Below are 17,959 nucleotides of genomic sequence, written 5' to 3' on the forward strand. Positions count from 1 at the left end.
CCGCTGCGGATGCCTCCCAACAGGAGGATGGGGAATAACAGAGCCCAAATGCTCTCTCCAATCGCAGAGAATACTTCCTTTGTTGTAGCTTTTTCCCGTTCTGCCCCATAGCCGCGGCGGGTGGAAGTGATCCAAACGGTAATCATCAGGCCGATCATCATAAGCAGTCCCACCAGCATGCCTGAAGCAAAAAGCCGGCCGATGGAGACCTCACCGACAGTCCCATACAGGATGATGCCCACCCCGGGAGGAATGGTTGCAGTAATGAGGGAAGTCCAACTGATGACATTTGCGGTATATCCCTTCGAATATCCCCGTTCGATCATGTCAGGCCCGAGCACCCGTGCCTCCATTGAAGCATCGGCGATGGCCGAGCCGGAAACTCCTCCCATGCAGGTGGAAAGAACCACACTGACTTGTGCCAGCCCCCCGTGCATATGACCGGTCAGGACCGAGGAGAGCTTCATCAAGCGCTTGGTGATTCCCGAGGAGTTCATCAGATTCCCGGCAAAGATGAACAGAGGAACAGCGAGCATGGCAAAGTTCTGTGTTTGGGAAATGGGCAGCTGGACCGTGATGGTGAAGGGCAGTTCAGGATGCTGAAGAAAGAATGCCATTCCTGATATCCCGATTGCGAAGGCAACAGGCATGCCCATGACAAGAAATACGATGAATAGGATTGCTACAAGCAGCATGTCAGACCCCCTTCCTGCAGCTCTGGAACAGATTCTTGAGTTTAAGAATCGAGGTGATGATCATCAGGCTGCAACCAACAGGTACACAGAGGATCACCCAGGTATAACTGAAGCCGGGAATACCCTGGAACACCCTTCGATAGGAGATGAAACTAAGCTTCACCCCGTAGATTGCGAGTGCGGCGAGGAAGGAGACTATAAGCAGGTAGTTGATGATGGTGATGATTCTGGCACTCTTTTCTGAGATTTTGAGCAGCAACAGCTCCATTTTCACCAATTTGTCATGGCGCAAGGCAACATCTGCCGCCAAAAAAACACTCCAGGCAAACAAGAAAAGAGAGAAATCCTGGGACCAGTTCACCGGCTTGTCCACCGATCTGGCCACGGCGCCAATGAATATGAGCAGGCAGCTGGCCGACAGAAATACTGCCGAGACTATGACTTCCAGTCTACATATCCGTTCATAGAATTTCCGCATGGAAACCCCCTTTCTAAAGACTGCAGGAAACATGCATTGGTATCATGATGCGGGAGCGTGCTTTGACATAAGGCGCACGCACCCGCATACCTGGCGGAAGTGGTAAGCTAAGAATAACGACTGTACAATCCGAGCGATGCCATGCTTTCTTACTTGGTTTTGCCCATTTCAGCATAGATCTTGTCACGGGCTGCCTGCAGGTTGAGTTTCACATAGGCAGCCTCTCCTGCAGCCTTGAACGCCTTCATGTCGATCTGAGCTTCCGGGATGACGGTCATACCCCTGCTCTTCAGCAGTGCCAAGTTTTTCGGATCCAACTCCTCAAGGTATTGGCGGGAAACCTCCAATCCAGCTTTGTTGCACTCTTCTTCCAAGATTTTTTGGTATTCGGGAGGCAGTGAATTGAACCACTTGCTGCTGATCACCTCGAAATTGATCAGCAGGATATGCTTGGTTTCATTCACATACTTGCAAACCTCATGGAAGTTTCCCGTCGCGGTGGCGGTGAAGGAGAGCTCGAGTCCGTCGATGGCCTTGGTCTGAAGACCGCTGAACATATCGCCGTAGTTCATGGCTACCGGAATTGCTCCGATGGCCCTGATGGACTCCTGCCAAATCGGTGCGCCCGGTGTTCTGATGCGCAGTCCATTCAAATCTTTGGGGCTGGTGACCGGCTTATTGGTGATCGTTTGCCTGAAACCTTGCACCCAGAAGAACGACAGGACCTTGAAGCCTTGGGTCCGTTCGAGCTCGGCCTTCCATGCCTGTACGGTGGGCAGCGTATTCAGTTTTTGGACTTCATCGAGAGTCTCGACAAAGTACGGGGCATTCATCACCGCCATGTCGGGAACATACATGCCCAATCGTGCTGCATCGGTATTCTGTCCGATGTTTGCCCCCTGACGGATTTGCTCAAGGATGTCCTCTTCAACCCCCAACTGGGCGCTGGGATAGACTTCGATGGTCAAGCCGCCGTTTGTCCTTTCCTTGACCGCTTCAGCCCATTTCAAGAATGCAGCATGGTACGGATCCTGCGGTGTCAGTACATGATTGAAGCGCAAAACATACTTCTTTTCTGCGGGTGCTTCCTGCACCCCTGCGGCTGTGAGCAGTACGGAAGTGATGATGAGAAAGAGTGAGATGATACTGATGATTTTTTTCACAACGAACCTCCTTTAGGCTTGCTGATATCTTAGATAAATGATATCTTAGCATTGTCGATTTGTAAAGACTCTTGTTTTCACCATCACAGAAGGAGACGGAACGATGGAAACAGCAGCACATTTGCACGTGCATCAGCTCTCCCGGACAGTTCAGAGGACAACAGGGCCGGCTCAATTGAGTGTTCTCCTTATTGAAAATGAGCAAGCCCGGTGTATGGTGTACCTGCAGGGAGCGCATGTAGCATCCTTCACTCCCAACGGCCAGGCCGATCTATTGTTCATGAGTCCATACAGCACCTATGAGAAAGGAAAGCCGTTTCGGGGAGGCATTCCAATCTGTTTCCCTTGGTTTGGAAAGCATCCGAAAAGGGATGACTTGTTCCTTCACGGCTTGGTTCGCACCAAACCCTGGGAACTGAGAGAGGCGATTGATATCGCCGACGGTTCGACCAAGCTCGTCTTGTCCACGGAGGATGACGAGTACACCCGCTCCATTTGGCCGCACCGATTCTCCCTGCAGCTAACGATAACCGTCGCCGCTTCCCTGCGATTGGAGATGCAGGTGACCAATACCGATGAACAGTCATTCTCCTTCGAAGAAGCCTTTCATACGTATTTTCGCATCGGCAGCTTGCAGGACTGCTCGATCACCGGGCTGGAGGGATGTACCGTCGTTGACCGATCTGACGGCAATCGGGAGTACTCCCAAGACGGGTCCGTAGTCGTTGGCGGGGAGTTTGTCCGCATCTTTGAGCAGGCAGGTCCGGTTGTGGCACTCCATGATCCTGTCCTTGGAAGAAGCATCCGAATGGAACAGGAAAACCTGAAACAGGTCTTTGTTTGGAATCCTGGTGATGAGAAAGCAAAGCAGAATCCGGAAGTATTGGATGCCTGGAAGGATTTTCTCTGTGTCGAGCAGGTCAACAGCGGCAAAGCAGCCGTGGTCCTGGAAAAAGGCCGAACGCATCAAAGCACTCTGGTGGTATCGTCACTACCCTATGCAATCTAACAGGAGGGCACGTATGAAAGAGGAAATCAGGATCGAGCGAAAAGCGTTGGAACAGTTTGTTGCAGGTGTTTTCAGGAAGCTGGGACTTTCCTCCGAGGAGGCTGCTGATTCAGCTGAGATCCTGGTTGCAGCCGATGCCCGCGGCATCCCAAGCCATGGGGTGGCCCGGCTCTGGCGCTATGAGAATGGAATACGAAAAGGAATCATGGCAAGCTCTGTCATCCCGACGATTCTCCGTGAAACCCCGATTTCCCTGGTTCTGGATGCCAACGGTGCCATGGGTATGTATCTCAGCAAACAGACAATGACCAAGGTGATGGAGAAAGCGAAATTGAGTGGTGCCGCATTTGCTTCAATTCGTAACAGCAATCATTATGGAATAGCCGGCTATTATGCGGAGATGGCTGCAAAAAACGATATGATTGGGATCTGCATGACCAATACCGCTGCGTTGGGGGTTCCCACGTTCGGTCGGATGCCGATGTTCGGCACCAATCCCATTGCCTTTTCGATACCCGGTCACACAGGGAAGCTTTTCACCCTGGATATGTCCACCACAGCGGTGACACGAGGAAAAATTGAAGTGTATGAGCGCGAGCAGCAGGAGCTGCCCCAGGGATGGGCGGTGGATACCAAGGGACAGGTAACCAGCAATGCGGGCCAATTGCTCCAGGACATGCTCTATCAGAGGGGAGGAGGGCTCATTCCACTCGGAGGTGCGGGAGAACTTTTCGGTGGGCACAAGGGATATGGCTTGGCAGTCATGGTTGATATCATGACTGCAATCACCAGCGGCGGGGTGTTCGGCAAGTCCGTCATGGACAGTGAGGCCACCAGTGCACGCGTCTGCCATTTCTTCGGAGCCATCCGGCTTGATGTATTCCGAGATCCCGAGAAATTGAAAACCGATATGGATAGGCTGTTGGAAGAATTGAACAACACCGAGCCCGCTGAAGGGTGTGAACGAGTCTATTATGCTGGTCAGAAGGAGCATGAAGCTGAAAGAAACAGCAATCTCAACGGCGTCCCCCTCTCATTGAAGGTGTTTGAGCAGCTGTGCTCGATCGGAAAGAGGGCCGGGGTGGAGTTCCCCCAGCCCCTCTTGTGACTGGGTTGTTATCGCTTCTTGCTTCGGCGCTTTTCAAAATCCTGCTTGATCTCCTGATTCCAGTTCTCAGGAACCGTCTTGTAGGCCCGTACACTGCAGACTGCATCGCATACCGCATCGAAGTTGGCCTGGATGCCCTCGCTGTCGGCATGAAAGCTTTGGGCACGGTCGGCATGGATACCCAGGTTTGTGGCTGTCTCGATTGCATCGATGTTTGCACCCAGGAAGATGAACTCCCACTTCTCCTGTTGCTTTGCTTTGATCAAATCCTTGATTGCATCAGGACCGTACTCCCTGCTTGCGTTCTCCTGCCCATCGGTGATGATGACCACCAGTACCTGCTCCGCCTGATATTCTGCTTGCAGATGCTTCTGGGCATTCTCAATCGTATGCACCGTCCGCCCGATGGCATCCAGCACCGCCGTGCTGCCGCCCACGCAGTACTCCTTCTCTGTAATCGCCTTCACCGCCTTGATCGGCAGCCGGTTATGAAGCAGCTCATAGGTGTTGTCAAACAAGGCGGTGGTGATGAAGCACTCACCCTCAACACGTTTTTGCTTGTCCAGCATCGCATTGAATCCCCCGATGGTGTCGGATTCCAAGCCGCTCATTGAACCACTCTTGTCGAGAATAAAAACCAATTCGGTCATATCTGCACCCTCCTTAGGCTACCTAAGGAGTACCATGTCCTGTTTTGCCAAAGGTCACTTGGGAGGCGACAAATTCAACTGCCCAGAAGCGGCTGGTCGTAGCTGAACAAAATCTCGTTGATGGCGAATATGTCGTAGATGTGTTCGGTCAGGCAGTATTCAACGATCACATCGAACTTGCTTGCATGGGATAAGGAGTACCCTGCCAAGCCCAAAAGCCACTGTGCCTCCTCAAGGCTCAGCTCCAACGCCACGGCAAGGGCTAGAATGGTCTTCTTGCCCGGCATGTAGCCGTTGCCGCTTCTGATCTTTGAGAAGTGCTTGCGGTCGAGGTTTGCCTTCTTGTACACCTGAACCTCGGTTTTCTTCTTCTGCTGGATAAGCCTGAGCAGGGAGTCGCAAAAGGGTTCATCCAGTGTCTGCAGCATATCTTCGAGGGAAGGCTGCGAAGCATGGACACAGCCGTCTCTGAAAGCATCCATCCCGACATCGAACATCTGTTGCTCCAGCGTAGGGTCGTAAGCCGTATCGAGGTAACGATCCACCTGCTCCAGCAGTGCGCTTTTCGGTCGCAGAGTTTCGAAGAGAACCAGATGGACCTCCATCTCGTGTTCCTGAAGAAAGCCTTGGATTGCATCGGCGGCCACCCTGAGTGCATCTTCTTTCGGATAGCCGTAGATGCCGCTGCTGATCAGGGGGAATGCGATGCTTTTGCACCGGTATTGTTTTGCAAGGGCGAGACTGTTTGTGTAACAGGCTCGAAGCTGGGCTTCCTCGCCGCTGCTGCCGTCCCTGTAAACAGGACCTGCAGTATGGATGACAAACTTCGACGGCAGGTTGAAGGCTGCAGTAAGCACCGCATCAGCTGTCTTGATCGGAGCAAGCGGGGCACAAGCCCTCTCCATCTCCTCTATTCCGGCTGCCTTGAAAATTGCACCGCACACCCCGCCTCCCATCGACAGAGCGGTATTGGCGGCATTGACGATGGCATCGGTTTTCATGGTGGTAATATCGCTTTTGACAAGGAAAAAGGGCATGGTTATGATCCTTGGCTCGATGCAAACACCTGCTCAAACGGCTTGAAGTTCCCTTCAGGGTTGAACCACTTGTGCGTGTTGTGATCATCGAGAATGGCGAATATGATATGTTCAAAGACACCTTGGTAGGCAGGCTCCCCAAGAACCTCCTTGAACAGCATGGCAATATGGTTGGGAGGGTTGGCAAAAGCGCCGCAACCAAAAGCTCCAAGCACAAGGTTTGTGTGGTGGTGTGCAAGGGCGATATTGAACATGGTCCTGATCTTGCACTTGGTCGGCTCGATGAAAGAGTTTTCAAGCCAGTAGTGGTCGTTGTGGTCGCGCAACAGGTTGGGTTCATGAATGGCAGCCACCGCCATGAAGGAGAGCTTCAGCGGTTCATCGAGCTTGGGATAGCCTTCCTGCTCGGTACCTCGGAAAACTGTTACCCCGGGAGAGTAGACACCTCCATGGTTTCGATCCAACGGATAGGACTCCGGCCGTCTGGGAACATTGAAGGAATGTCCGATATCGCTGAATTGGTAAAGCGACCGATAGTAGTTGGAAATGCGGAAAAGGTACTCTTCCTGGGACCCTGCACCGCTCAGCACTCCACCTCCTGGTTGATGGCGGTTGGCCATGTTCAGCACGACCGGGTTCTCCAAAAGCCTCGCGGCCTTGATGGTATCGAGCTGTTTCACCTCTACCAGCGTAGTGCTTTTTTCTTTCGGCTTGCTTGATGCAAGCTGTTCTTGGTAGAGGGCCGATCCTTCAAGCAGAGGCGCTTCATCATCAAAGGCAATCTTTCTTCCACCTTTTGATATGTAGAAGCCCTTGTGTACATCCCCGATGGTATCGAGAAACACATCCCGCCTGAGTGCATGCATCTTGTCAAAGTCCTGTTCGCGCGAAGCCCGTTCAAATTGCTCATGCCATCTTCCAGCGTCCCACATACCTCTCTCCTACTGCAGTAGTTCCTCCACATACGAAAACATCGCTTGTAGTGTATCACATAATTGGGCGGTCAGCGTGATTTGGTTTTCGAAGGAAACAGGATGGTCAAACACAGTGCTGACAATGGCATCGACGCCCCGGCCCTTCTCAACCAGCTGATAAGGTTCCTGCACCTTGGCTCTGAGCTTCTCCCTCCAGGTATCTTGCAGGCTGCGGCTCCTGGCCGCCAACCAGAACTCAAAAGAGTTCTTCCTGTGCAGGTAGACGACGGCAAGCTTCAATCCAAGAGGTTCGAATGCTTTGAAAGCCAGTGCCGCATAGCTCATATCCGGATACCCTTGATGGATAGCAGTTATCTTTGCTTGGGGAAACCGCAACTGCAGTTCTGCTTGCAACTCGTTGAAAAGAGAGATGATCAAACGATAGCCTCTTTGGGGTAAGCCAGACTGGATACAATCGGTATAGTGATTAATCAGGACATCGCAGCTAAGCTTTCGGTTTGCCACCACGAGCATCTCAAAATCATCGGAGCTGAGCCTCTTATCCCTGCTGAACGAGCCCAAGGTTGCTCCGAAGAACTCAACCGAAGAGAAGCCGAGCCTGCCGAGCATTGTTTGGATTTCACTGGGGATGTAGAAGCGTTCCGTACTGTGTATGGTGTGTTCTACCTGCTCGTCGTCGATGAAGGTGGTCGTATTGCCATCGCGCATCCTGATCGCATCGAAGTGGTTTTGGGCGCAGGAGGAGCCTGCATCCTCGATGTTGCCGTAGAACTCGGCAAGCGGGTGGGTGAGAGCAAACAGGCCGTTGAGGGCTGTGAGTATCAGAAGGGCGTCATCCTTGAGGGACCTTGCGATGCTGACGAGAATCGCCTCATTCTCCTTGTCCGTCTCCATCAGGCAGAATCCGCCCTCACAGAGCATGATTGCAGCATCGAATCGGCCTTCAAAGTCCAGGTTTCGAGCATCGGCTTGGAGAAACGGGATGTTCAGCTTCTCCCTTTCGGCCTTCTCTTTCGCACGCTTCAGTTGCGCCTCGCTCAGGTCGATGCCGGTGACAGTATAGCCACGCTTGGCAAGCTCGATGGTGTGCCTGCCGGTACCACAGCCGACATCCAAAATTGTGAGGTTCTTGTCATAGCCCAGCTCCTGTTCGATGAAGTCGCACTCACCAAGTGTGCCCCGGGTGAAGGACTCATTGTCGTAGTGATGTGCGTAGTTCTTGAAAAGAGAGACATACCAAGGATCTGCCATGAGAAACCCCCTTGTCTCAGTCTCGCTCGATTTAGGGCATTGGTCTAGAGCAGATACAACTCGTTTTCGATGAAAACACTCACCAGGGCGGCATCAAACTGTGTTCCGCTGAAGAACTTGAGCTCCTCGATTGCTATCTCGGTGGGAAGGGCTGCACGATAGGCCCGGCTGCTTGTCATGGCATCATACGCATCGGCAAGGCTCACAATTCGCACCTCAAGCGGAATATCCTCTCCCTTCAGGCCAGCGGGATATCCAAGCCCGTCGATCCGCTCATGATGGCTGCGTACGATGGGAATATAGCGCTTCAGGTAGGGAAGGTGGGTGATAATGCGCTCACCTGCTTCCGGATGGGTCTTGATGATTGCATACTCCTCTTCGGTGAGCGAGGAATCCTTGTTCAATATCTCCTCGGGAATGCTGATCTTGCCGATGTCGTGGAGCAATGCACCCCCTTCCAGAATGTCCAGAGTCTCTTTCGGAAGATTCAGGACCTTGCCCAAGGCGACGGCAAGGTTGCGCACCCGGTTGCAGTGCCCCTTCGTGTAGGCGTCCTTTTGCTCGATGGTTTCGCTGAAAGCCTCCAGGGTGGCTATTGTGGTGTCCTCTAGTGAGGCTAGGACCTCCTTGAGCTCGGTTTCGAGCAACGCCTGCAGATGTTGCGATTGATACTGTTTCTGCAGCAAAAACTGCTCTTTCTCAGATGCTTCCAGCACCCGTCTGACGGTGGCAAGCAAGGTTTCGCGATGTACCGGTTTTGCCAGGTAATCGGCAGCTCCGAGGCGAATGGCACGCATGCCGGTGTCCAGGTCATTGAACGCGGTGATCATGATGATGGGAATCCGGGGATAACTTGCGCGAATCATCTCAAGCAACTCAAGGCCGGAGAATCCCGGCATTTTGATATCAAGCAGGATAAGGTCTATGGAGTTCTCGCTTATCTTGAGCAGGTTCAGAAGTGCGTTGCCTTCTTCACAGGCTGTCACCATATAGCCTTCTTTGCGAAGCATGATCTGAAGGATCTTTCGGATAGCAGGATCGTCATCGGTAGTAACAATATGTCTAGTCATTACGAGCTTCTCCGGTTTCGCCACCCCTAAAAGGGAATGAGGAAAGGTGTTTTCTTTTTATAGGCCTTATATTCGGGGAACATTTTGGGAAACAACACTACATCCTCAAGCATGATGAGAGCGAAGTTGCAGATGATGTATCCAATACATACCCAGACTATAGGAGCATGCCAGAAATAGAGGGCAGTCAACAAGGTGAAAAAAGAATACCAAAGGAAGCCCGGATGCCTGCACAGGCTGTAGGTCCCCTTTGTATAGAGTGTTCCATCACCGTACAAGTGGAGTTCCATCAGGACCGAATAGAGGGTTAAAAGCAGGAATAGCCCCATCAGGACCAAAAGAAGCACCCGCAGCCCGACTGCATGGGGTGATTGGTAGAGGATGAAAAAGAAGATAAATGGAACAAACGTCAGGAAGAATCCGGCAAAGAAAAGCTTGGCAAGCCAAGGTTTTTTATACAATAAAGCAATATCGTATAGAGCTGCAAGCAAATAACCGCATGCCCCCAGCAGAAATAGTTTGATTATGTCCATAAATTGACTCTATAATAATACAAATTTTACGCAAGTGAAAGGAAAAAACGAGGAATCCCTATGATTATTGATGTCTCAACTATCATCCCTGCAGTTGCATTCGTCTTATATGTGTCATTTGTCATATTCGGGTTCCTCCAATACAAGAAAGATCGCTTCTATTGGTCTTTCCAGCTCTACATGATTTTTGTGTCGATTTGGAGCTTCGGTTCGATGATGATGCACCTCAATAGTCCCATACAAACTCCCCTGTTTTGGAACCGCATCATGCTCATAGGCCTGCTGTCGGTTCCGTATGCACTGTGCAGCTTTGTGGTCGATATCCTGGAAATACAAAAACGCATGATTTTTAGGATCATCAACCTCAGTTACATCTTGATCATTCCCTTGATGTACCTCAATTTTTCCGGCAACATCGTCAGCGATGCGGGATTCACCGCGCAAGGTGAATTCTATTACCAGCTCGCCCCCGGGGCACTTTCGGCGTATTCCTTGAGCTATGTCTATCTGATCTTCACCTTGGTCATGCTCCTGTTCGGGGCGAAACGACGCTCGAGCCAAGGCTTTCATAAGAATCTTGTACTTCCCCTGATTGGTGTCGCGATCATGCTCGTCGGTATTTTCATGAACGTCTTTCCCAAGTTCGGCCGGTATCCCATCGATATTTTTGCAGCCACCATCAATGCTGTGCTTCTCTTCTATACCATCTACAAGTACAAGCTGATCAACTACTCACGCGTGGGGCTTTCCATCATCTACTCCACCATTCTGGCAGCCGCGGCCTCGGTGGTGTACCTGTTGATCTTCTCGTTCATCCAGCACAACAACACCAACTTCGATCCGGGCAATATTTTCCAGCTCTCCTTCATCCTCGGTGTTGCAACGGTCCTGATCATTCATCCGCTGCGCAATCTGCTCTCTTATCTTGTTGATACCGTCATAATTCCCAAACGCCATCCGTATCAGACAACAATCAAGAACCTGAGCAAGCGGTTGACGACGATTGTCAATCTTCATGACTTGGGCAACGAAGTTGTCAAGAGCTTGAGTACGGGACTGAAAACAGAGTGGGTTGTGTTTGTGGCAAAACGATATGACGAGAGCCGGAAGTTTTTCCTGGTAGCCAACAACAACTGTCCTTCCACCTGCAAAATCGGTCAGGAAATTGTTTTTACCTTTTCCCGTGAAGTTGAGCAGAAGCTGGAGCTGTACAAGAAGGAGAACCAAAGTTCGGTCATCAGTGTGAATCCTGATGAGCAGCGCATGGAAGTCAGCAGTTCCCTGCCTCCGGCTGATGTGCTGATTCCCTTGGTTTTCCGCAAGCAAATCGCCGGTTATATTCTCATCGGCTACGACCACACAAAGGCTCTGATCAGCGAAATAGAGCGAGAGGCGTTGGAAATACTGGCCGCCCAAAGCAGCCTTTCGCTTGAGAATGCACTTTCCTTCGAACAACTGCGCATCCAGGGTGATGAGTTGACTATGAGCAAGAACAAGCTTGAAGCCATATTCAACGGCATCGCCTCGCCTGTCTGCCTCATCGATATCGATTACACCATCCAGGAGGCCAATACTGCGGCGGTAAGCTTTTTCGGTCAGGATAGGGAAACGCTCATAGGCGGCAAGTGCTACCGCTCATTCTTTCACCGAAGCCGCCCATGCCCGTTCTGCCAAGGTCTTGAATGCCTCCATACCGGGGTGCTGCAGGAAACCGAGGCCGATGTGGCTGAACAGGTATTTTCGTTCCAGTTTCACTCGGTGCGTTCCCCTGACAAGAGCAAGAGCAAGGGCGTCTTCATCGAGATCATCAACGACATCACCGAGCAGAAGCACATGCAGGAGGAGTTGGTTAGGACCGAAAAGATGGCGGGCATCGGCACGCTGGCCGCAGGCATCGCCCATGAACTGAACAATCCACTTGCCGGCATCGTGGGGACTGCAGAGATCATGCTCAGCGAGATGGATGAGCAAAGCCCGCACCATGAATATGTCCAGGATATTCTCACATACTCAAAGACTGCCAGCGATGTCATCAAGGAGCTTTCCATCTACAGCCGCAAGGAGGAGGTGAAGCAGACCCAGCAGGTGGAGATTGTCAGGGTGTTGGAGTTCTCGCTGCGGCTTGCACTTCGCGGTGTCGATTCGCAGAACATTCGTGTCGAGCGCAATTATCATGCACTTCCCTCCATTGAGGCCAATGAGGGAAAGCTTCAGCAGCTCTTCCTCAACCTCATCGTCAATGCCATCCAAGCGATGAACGGCAATGGCAAACTCACCCTCAGTTGCGTGGAAAAGGATGGCTTTGTCCAAGTGAAGGTCGGTGATACCGGCTGCGGGATCCCCGAGAAGCACATGAGCCAGATTTTCACCCCGTTCTTCACCACCAAGGCTCCTGGAAGCGGCACAGGCCTTGGGCTTTCCAACTGCTACAATATTGTAGAGAAAATGGGTGGCCGCATCCGGGTCAAGAGTGAAGAGAATGTCGGTTCGGAATTTACCATCATTTTCGCCCTCAACGAGGAGAACAAGGAGAACATCAGCTTCCAGCTCGTGAACGACCAGAACGGCATGAACGACGTGTTCTTCATCCAGCGCAAAGTGCTGGTGGGGGAGAAGGGGTATCTTGAGGAGTCGATCCATCGAAAGGTGGATGAGAAGGCGATGCACATTCTTGCCTTCCGGGGCCTGCACCCGGTGGGGACGGTCTCGCTGATGACCAGCGAGCACTTCTGGCCGCTTCCTATCTCCAAATACTTCGATATCCAGAAAGTGCTCAAGACCCGCAAGGCGGCTGAGATCATCCGCCTTGCTGTGTTGCCCGAAATGCGCAACACCTCCGCGTCCATCGGCTTGATCATCCTGGTATTCCTGCTTGCACGAGCAACCGGGGTGGAGGAGTTGATCATCGATGTGTTCGCCGATGATGAGAAGACGATCAAGCTGTACAAGAAGTTCGGCTTCGTGGAAGTCGGCACCTACAACTCCCCTTCTGCTGTTACCGTGATGGTGCTGCAAAGCAAATCCACCCTTGAGAAGGACCGAAGCCAGCTCAGGCATTTTGTACGTCCTCTCTTTTCAAGACTCAGGACGCTCTTCGATTTCGGTCCCTACACCCAAGCCGTCCACGATGAAATGGACCGCATCCTGAGTGTGGACAAAGAGGAACCCGTGGAGATAGAAGCGATTTAGACTGGAACGGTGAACACCTTCTGGGTCGGGTAGGCAAAGTCGATGCCCTCAGCACTGAACTTCTTGAGCAAGGCCAGGTTGATCTCCTGTTGTACATCCATGTAAATCAGGTAATCGGGAGAGGGCACATAGTACACCGTTTCGAAAACCAGGGCGGAGGCCCCGAAGGTTTGGAGATGGGAACGGTCGCAGATTACGCCTTTGATGGTTTGTACGTTGGCGATTGCTTCCTTGATGATTCCCACCACCTTTTCCACCTTCTCGATCGGGGTCTCGTAGGGAATCGTGATGGTGGAGACCACGCGCCGACGTTGCATCTGCTTGTAGTTGTGAATCCGGCTTGATGTCAGATCGGAGTTGGAGATAATGAGGACTTCTCCGCTGAGAACCCTGATTCGGCTGCTCTTGACGCCAATCCGCTCGACAATGCCCGACTTGTCCCCGAATACGATGAAGTCGCCGAGTGCGAAGGGATGGTCGAAGAAGATTACGAAGTAGCTGAACAGGTCACCCAGAATTCCCTGAGCGGCTATGGCAACGGCGATACCGCCGACTCCCAGTCCTGCAAGGGCTGTGGTTATGTTGAAGCCCAGATTGCTGATCAAAATGAGAAATCCAACGACCCACAACAAGAGTTTTACGAAGGAGAGCAGCGGCTTGAGGTTTTTCGCATGCTCGTGGTTGGCATATTCCTTCTCAAAATACTTGGAGAAACTCAACTCAATGGCCTTGTTGACCGACCGTACAATGATGATGGTCATGATTACAGCGAAGACTATTTGAACAATTCTGTGAATTTCATCTGCGAACGAGACACTATTGAGAAAGATGGAGAGGGAGGCGAGGAAGAGCAGGGGGATGGCAATGCGTTTGGTGAAGCGCAACGCGGGAAGTGCAAAGGTCCTGACGCTTTTTTCATCCTTCATTTTGAGCGCTTCGAGCTTTTTGATGCGCTTGCCCAAAATGGCGTTTGCCGCCAGCAGCACGATAAAGGTGCCGATGAGTATGAAGAAGGAGACCATATACTGTTCTTGGAAGGTTTGCAAAATGTGTGTGATGTCTGTCATGCAGTCACTATACTATACTTTTTGTCCGCCATCCATCAGCTTGGATGCCTCGCTGAACCCAATCCGGCATGACTGCTGTCGCCTTCGATGACCAGGTTCCCTTGTATCGTCTCCAACCTGAGATGGAGCATCCCATCGATACTATCATAGATGGGCCGCTTGCGCCGCCCAACATCCGTAAGCGTGATATGAACCTTCTCCCATCTGAAGGTGTTCTCTCGGATGTGGATGAGATGCAGCACCTGCTTTGTTGGTTGCTGGACTGCAATCTTGAAGTACCAGCCTTCAAAGTAGTGGTATTTTTTCTTGGTTCCTTGGAACCGTTCGGGATGGAAGAGCTTCCATTCTCTCAAGATGGTTCCTCAGATAATGGCTGGAGGGTAACAGAGATAGGAACCTTTGCAGAGACCTGAATTGTGCTGTGTGAAGGTAGGGAGAAATGTGTTTATTTTTCCTGCTATGCGGCCTTGAAAATTCCTGCAAAACTTGCAGAAAAACGCGTAAAATATAGCGACCTTTTTTTACCTTGGTGATACACTGTCGATGACGATCATGAAGAGTCGAAAGGACCGTTGTTTTGGTCGCCAAGGACGATTTTTATGGGACAGTTCAATACTAACGAGCATGTTATTATTGATGATGTCGAGCCTCCGCTTATACGGAGCGGTGCAGATGCGGTTGCACCGAAACCTCATCACCAGAACGGCAGCCTTCAAGAGTCGAGATTTCCTCTGGAAGGTAGAATCGAAGAGTTCAGGAAGCACTACTTCCCGGACGCGACCGATGCGATGTGGAATGACTGGCACTGGCAGCTTTTCCATCGAATCACCACCTATTCCGACCTGTGTCGGTTCCTCACTCCCACTCAAAGCGAACGTGAAGCCCTGGCGAGTGCGGACACCTTGTTCCCCTTCTCGGTAACCCCCTACTATCTCAGCCTCATCAACCCGGACGACCCGCAAAGCGCAATTCGCAGGACTGTCATACCCTCCATCGAGGAGTCGTATGTAGGAAAAGGTGAGAGCGCAGATCCTTTGGCCGAGGAGCATACCACCGCCGTACAGGGCTTGGTGCACCGCTATCCCGACCGAGTGCTTTTTTTGACCACCAGCTTTTGCAGCACCTACTGCAGGTACTGCACCCGATCGCGCATGGTCGGAGGACACACCGAAGCCCTGCAGAAGCATTGGGAAGAGGCTCTGGCATATATCACCGAACATACTGAAGTACGCGATGTGGTCATCAGCGGTGGTGATCCGCTCACCCTCTCGGATGAGATGCTCGACTATCTGCTTGGCAGGGTAACCGGCATCGAGCATGTAGAGATGGTGCGCATCGGTACAAAGGTTCCGATGGTCATGCCTCAGCGGATCAATGAGAGCCTGCTTGCCGTTCTGCGCAAATACAAGCCGATTTACATGAGCATCCATGCCACTCATCCTGATGAGCTGACAAGGGAAGCGGCAAGGGCCTGCAATGCCCTGGCCGACAACGGGGTGGTCCTGGGCAGCCAGACGGTATTGCTCAAAGGCGTAAATGATTCGGTGCCTGTGTTGACCGATTTGTTTCACAAGTTGCTGCGGGTCAGGGTGAAACCCTACTACCTCTTTCAATGCGACCCCATTTCCGGTTCACAGCACTTCAGGACGACTGTTGACAAGGGCAAGGCTCTGATGCAGGGGCTTCGGGGTTTTACCAGCGGCTATGCGATTCCCCAGTACGTCATCGACACTCCCGGAGGCGGCGGCAAGGTCCCCATTCTTCCTCAGTACGAAGTAGGACAGGATGATGAGCATCTGTACCTCAGAAATTATGAGGGAAAGGTGTTCTCCTATCCCACTGCAAGGGAGAATGCGACGTGCTGATCGGAATGACCTATGATTTGAAGGATGATTACCTCAAAGAGGGGTACGCACCTGAATTGGTTGCCGAGTGCGACAGCATTGTCACCATCGATGCCATCGATGCGGCTTTGCAGAAACTTGGCCATCAGACGGTGCGGATCGGCAATGTGAAGGCCTTGGTGGGCTTTCTTGCTGCAGGGAAGACCTGTGATTTGGTCTTCAACATTGCAGAGGGAATGCACGGCCTCTTGCGGGAGTCGGTAATCCCCGCCCTTTTGGATGCCTACAGGATTCCCTATGTGTTCAGTGATTCCTTTGTACTGGCGATCTGCCTGCATAAAGGTTTTGCCAAAGAGGTGGTCAGGAAGGCCGGAGTGCCTACTGCAGACTATTGCGTTCTCTCCCATCCACAAGACTACAAGAAGGTTGATCTTCCCTATCCTCTCTTTCTCAAGCCCGTCGGCGGGGGGACCGGTATTGGAATTACAGCTTCCAACAAAGTTACCGATTCACAACAGCTCAAGAACGTCTCTGAATCCTTGCTTGCTACCTATGGGCAGCCGGTGTTGGTGGAGACTTTCCTCAGCGGCAGGGAGTTCACAGTCGGTATTACGGGAACAGGAGATGAGGCGGTGAGCACCGGGGTGATGGAAATCATCATCGACCACCACAGCGACGGAGGCATCTATTCCTACAAGACCAAACAGGAGTATGTGACCACAACCCGCTATGAGAAGCCCGAACCGGTTGCGTGGAAGGCATGCGAGGCAGTCGCCTTGGCGGCTTGGCGTGCGCTTGGATGCCGGGACGGAGGGCGAATCGATGTAAAGATGGGTGAGAAGGATGTGGTGCACTTCTTGGAAGTGAACCCGCTGGCCGGCCTGCATCCCATCGACTCCGACCTTCCGATACTGAGCAGGATGCACGGACTGTCCTATGATGATCTCATAGGGAGAATCGTGTATTCTGCGCAAAAGAGGCTTGGCCTATGAAGGTTTTGATTCTCACCGATAGCCGAAAAAGCATCATGAGCGAGGATGAGGCGGATACCCTGGTCCAGGTCAAGGCGGTAAAGAAGGCATTGCTCCGTCTCGGCCATACGGTAGAAGTGGCTGCCTTTTCCTTGAATCTGAATCTCACTGCCCGCCGCATTGAGAAGTCGGGGTGCGACTTTGTGTTCAATCTGGTGGAGAATCTGAGTTCAAGTCGTCTCTTGCATTTGGTCCCCCTGTTGTGCCAGACGCTCTCGATTCCCTATAGCGGGGGTGATGCTTATACGCTTTCGGTAACCGGGGACAAGGTGGTTGCCAAAAAACAGCTGAATCTTGGCGGACTTCCTACTCCGCTGTGGCTGGAACGAGGCGGTGACTGCTCATCCTTCCTCTCCTTTCCCCTGATGGTCAAACCCATTGCACAGGAGGCTTCGGTGGGTATCACCGATGCCTCGGTGAGAACCTTTACGGATGCCGGGGAGCTCTCTTCGTATCTGGATGAGCATCCCGATCTTTTTGCAGAATGCTACATCGACGGACGAGAGTTCAATCTCTCGATTCTGCCGGGGGGCAGGGTGCTTCCGGTCTGTGAGATGTGCTTTGTCGACTATCCCGCTGACAAGGTGAAGATTGTCGGGTATGAGGCGAAGTGGCAGGAGCAGTCATTTGCCTATCAGCATACCAAGCGGTCCTATACGTTCGGCATCGACGACCAGGGGTTGGTTGAAGAGCTGAGGCGGCTTGCCAAAGCTGTGTATGAACTGTTTGGAAACAGTGGGTATGCCCGAGTCGATGTGCGGGTCGACCAACAGAAAAAGCCGTTCATCCTGGAGATGAACAGCAATCCTTGCATAGCAGCCGACAGCGGTTTCATCGCAGCGGCTTCCCAAGCAGGTATGACCTATTGCGAGGTCATTGAGCTATTGCTCAGGAGATAG

General features: G+C 52.1%; 17 protein-coding genes. 6 read left to right on the forward strand and 11 right to left on the reverse strand.

Annotated features, from left to right (window positions below; translation table 11 throughout):
• The 3 genes from B3K89_RS07885 to B3K89_RS07895 all read right to left on the reverse strand — a co-directional run.
• Positions 1-695, reverse strand: a 695-nt coding sequence (locus tag B3K89_RS07885; protein ID WP_345907247.1) for a TRAP transporter large permease subunit, incomplete at its 3' end; no start/stop codon positions are given.
• Between the two features lies 1 nt (position 696).
• Entirely contained in the window at positions 697-1,173 is a 477-nt protein-coding gene (locus B3K89_RS07890; protein WP_293890881.1) for a TRAP transporter small permease, read from the reverse strand.
• Between the two features lie 149 nt (positions 1,174-1,322).
• Complete coding sequence (locus B3K89_RS07895; protein WP_320349577.1) at positions 1,323-2,336, reverse strand: C4-dicarboxylate TRAP transporter substrate-binding protein; 1,014 nt, start codon at positions 2,334-2,336, stop codon at positions 1,323-1,325.
• Between the two features lie 103 nt (positions 2,337-2,439).
• Between B3K89_RS07895 and B3K89_RS07900 the strand changes: the two genes are divergently transcribed.
• Together B3K89_RS07900 and B3K89_RS07905 are read left to right on the forward strand one after the other, a co-directional pair.
• Complete coding sequence (locus B3K89_RS07900) at positions 2,440-3,345, forward strand: D-hexose-6-phosphate mutarotase (RefSeq protein WP_293893742.1); 906 nt, start codon at positions 2,440-2,442, stop codon at positions 3,343-3,345.
• Between the two features lie 13 nt (positions 3,346-3,358).
• Entirely contained in the window at positions 3,359-4,453 is a 1,095-nt protein-coding gene (locus tag B3K89_RS07905; RefSeq protein ID WP_293893745.1) for an Ldh family oxidoreductase, read from the forward strand.
• Positions 4,454-4,461: 8 nt separating this feature from the next.
• On the opposite strand, the gene B3K89_RS07910 is transcribed toward B3K89_RS07905, so the two are convergent.
• From B3K89_RS07910 to B3K89_RS07935, 6 genes are all read right to left on the reverse strand, one after another.
• Entirely contained in the window at positions 4,462-5,103 is a 642-nt protein-coding gene (locus B3K89_RS07910) for a vWA domain-containing protein (RefSeq protein WP_293893748.1), read from the reverse strand.
• A gap of 74 nt (positions 5,104-5,177) precedes the next feature.
• Positions 5,178-6,140: a macro domain-containing protein gene (locus B3K89_RS07915; RefSeq protein ID WP_293893751.1), complete on the reverse strand. Its 963-nt coding sequence runs from the start codon at positions 6,138-6,140 to the stop codon at positions 5,178-5,180.
• Between the two features lie 2 nt (positions 6,141-6,142).
• Positions 6,143-7,072 (reverse strand): TIGR02452 family protein, encoded by a 930-nt coding sequence (locus B3K89_RS07920; protein ID WP_293893754.1) that lies wholly within the window; start codon positions 7,070-7,072, stop codon positions 6,143-6,145.
• Between the two features lie 9 nt (positions 7,073-7,081).
• Positions 7,082-8,326, reverse strand: a complete 1,245-nt coding sequence (locus tag B3K89_RS07925; protein ID WP_293893757.1) for a class I SAM-dependent methyltransferase — start codon at positions 8,324-8,326, stop codon at positions 7,082-7,084.
• Between the two features lie 44 nt (positions 8,327-8,370).
• Entirely contained in the window at positions 8,371-9,396 is a 1,026-nt protein-coding gene (locus tag B3K89_RS07930; protein WP_293893760.1) for an HD domain-containing phosphohydrolase, read from the reverse strand.
• A 26-nt stretch (positions 9,397-9,422) separates the two neighbouring features.
• The gene (locus B3K89_RS07935) at positions 9,423-9,929 is read right to left on the reverse strand and encodes a hypothetical protein (protein WP_293893763.1); all 507 of its coding nucleotides are present in this window, start codon (positions 9,927-9,929) and stop codon (positions 9,423-9,425) included.
• A 60-nt stretch (positions 9,930-9,989) separates the two neighbouring features.
• Here B3K89_RS07935 and B3K89_RS07940 point away from each other — a divergent pair, with 60 nt between their 5' ends.
• On the forward strand, positions 9,990-13,118 hold the full coding sequence (locus B3K89_RS07940; protein ID WP_293893766.1) for a GNAT family N-acetyltransferase: 3,129 nt from the start codon (positions 9,990-9,992) through the stop codon (positions 13,116-13,118).
• On the opposite strand, the gene B3K89_RS07945 is transcribed toward B3K89_RS07940, so the two are convergent.
• Together B3K89_RS07945 and B3K89_RS07950 are read right to left on the reverse strand one after the other, a co-directional pair.
• Positions 13,115-14,185, reverse strand: coding sequence for a mechanosensitive ion channel family protein (locus B3K89_RS07945; RefSeq protein ID WP_293893769.1), 1,071 nt, complete (start codon positions 14,183-14,185; stop codon positions 13,115-13,117). The genes B3K89_RS07940 and B3K89_RS07945 overlap by 4 nt on opposite strands.
• Before the next feature lie 35 nt (positions 14,186-14,220).
• A complete protein-coding gene (locus tag B3K89_RS07950) occupies positions 14,221-14,538 on the reverse strand; it encodes a hypothetical protein (RefSeq protein WP_293893772.1) in 318 nt (105 codons plus the stop codon).
• Positions 14,539-14,784: 246 nt separating this feature from the next.
• Here B3K89_RS07950 and B3K89_RS07955 point away from each other — a divergent pair, with 246 nt between their 5' ends.
• The 3 genes from B3K89_RS07955 to B3K89_RS07965 are packed head-to-tail and all read left to right on the forward strand — an operon-like array spanning position 14,785 to position 17,959.
• Positions 14,785-16,050, forward strand: a complete 1,266-nt coding sequence (locus B3K89_RS07955; RefSeq protein ID WP_293893775.1) for a KamA family radical SAM protein — start codon at positions 14,785-14,787, stop codon at positions 16,048-16,050.
• On the forward strand, positions 16,044-17,021 hold the full coding sequence (locus tag B3K89_RS07960) for a D-alanine--D-alanine ligase family protein (protein WP_293893778.1): 978 nt from the start codon (positions 16,044-16,046) through the stop codon (positions 17,019-17,021). The genes B3K89_RS07955 and B3K89_RS07960 overlap by 7 nt, the downstream gene beginning before the upstream one ends.
• Positions 17,018-17,959 carry a D-alanine--D-alanine ligase family protein gene (locus B3K89_RS07965; RefSeq protein WP_293893781.1) on the forward strand — a complete coding sequence of 314 codons (942 nt, stop codon included), beginning with the start codon at positions 17,018-17,020 and terminating at the stop codon, positions 17,957-17,959. Before B3K89_RS07960 ends, B3K89_RS07965 begins: the two co-directional genes overlap by 4 nt.

The organism is Sphaerochaeta sp. UBA5849 (genome assembly GCA_002432715.1).
Taxonomy (GTDB): Bacteria; Spirochaetota; Spirochaetia; order Sphaerochaetales; family Sphaerochaetaceae; genus Sphaerochaeta.

What these genes read in the sequence shown, in the direction of transcription:
- B3K89_RS07890 (WP_293890881.1), bottom strand. Translation starts at nt 1,173, where the DNA reads ATGCGGAAATTCTATGAACGGATATGTAGACTGGAAGTCATAGTCTCG.
- B3K89_RS07920 (WP_293893754.1), bottom strand. Translation starts at nt 7,072, where the DNA reads ATGTGGGACGCTGGAAGATGGCATGAGCAATTTGAACGGGCTTCGCGC.
- B3K89_RS07910 (WP_293893748.1), bottom strand. Translation starts at nt 5,103, where the DNA reads ATGACCGAATTGGTTTTTATTCTCGACAAGAGTGGTTCAATGAGCGGC.
- B3K89_RS07955 (WP_293893775.1), top strand. Translation starts at nt 14,785, where the DNA reads ATGGGACAGTTCAATACTAACGAGCATGTTATTATTGATGATGTCGAG.
- B3K89_RS07945 (WP_293893769.1), bottom strand. Translation starts at nt 14,185, where the DNA reads ATGACAGACATCACACACATTTTGCAAACCTTCCAAGAACAGTATATG.
- B3K89_RS07965 (WP_293893781.1), top strand. Translation starts at nt 17,018, where the DNA reads ATGAAGGTTTTGATTCTCACCGATAGCCGAAAAAGCATCATGAGCGAG.
- B3K89_RS07915 (WP_293893751.1), bottom strand. Translation starts at nt 6,140, where the DNA reads ATGCCCTTTTTCCTTGTCAAAAGCGATATTACCACCATGAAAACCGAT.
- B3K89_RS07930 (WP_293893760.1), bottom strand. Translation starts at nt 9,396, where the DNA reads ATGACTAGACATATTGTTACTACCGATGACGATCCTGCTATCCGAAAG.
- B3K89_RS07900 (WP_293893742.1), top strand. Translation starts at nt 2,440, where the DNA reads ATGGAAACAGCAGCACATTTGCACGTGCATCAGCTCTCCCGGACAGTT.
- B3K89_RS07935 (WP_293893763.1), bottom strand. Translation starts at nt 9,929, where the DNA reads ATGGACATAATCAAACTATTTCTGCTGGGGGCATGCGGTTATTTGCTT.
- B3K89_RS07925 (WP_293893757.1), bottom strand. Translation starts at nt 8,326, where the DNA reads ATGGCAGATCCTTGGTATGTCTCTCTTTTCAAGAACTACGCACATCAC.
- B3K89_RS07940 (WP_293893766.1), top strand. Translation starts at nt 9,990, where the DNA reads ATGATTATTGATGTCTCAACTATCATCCCTGCAGTTGCATTCGTCTTA.
- B3K89_RS07905 (WP_293893745.1), top strand. Translation starts at nt 3,359, where the DNA reads ATGAAAGAGGAAATCAGGATCGAGCGAAAAGCGTTGGAACAGTTTGTT.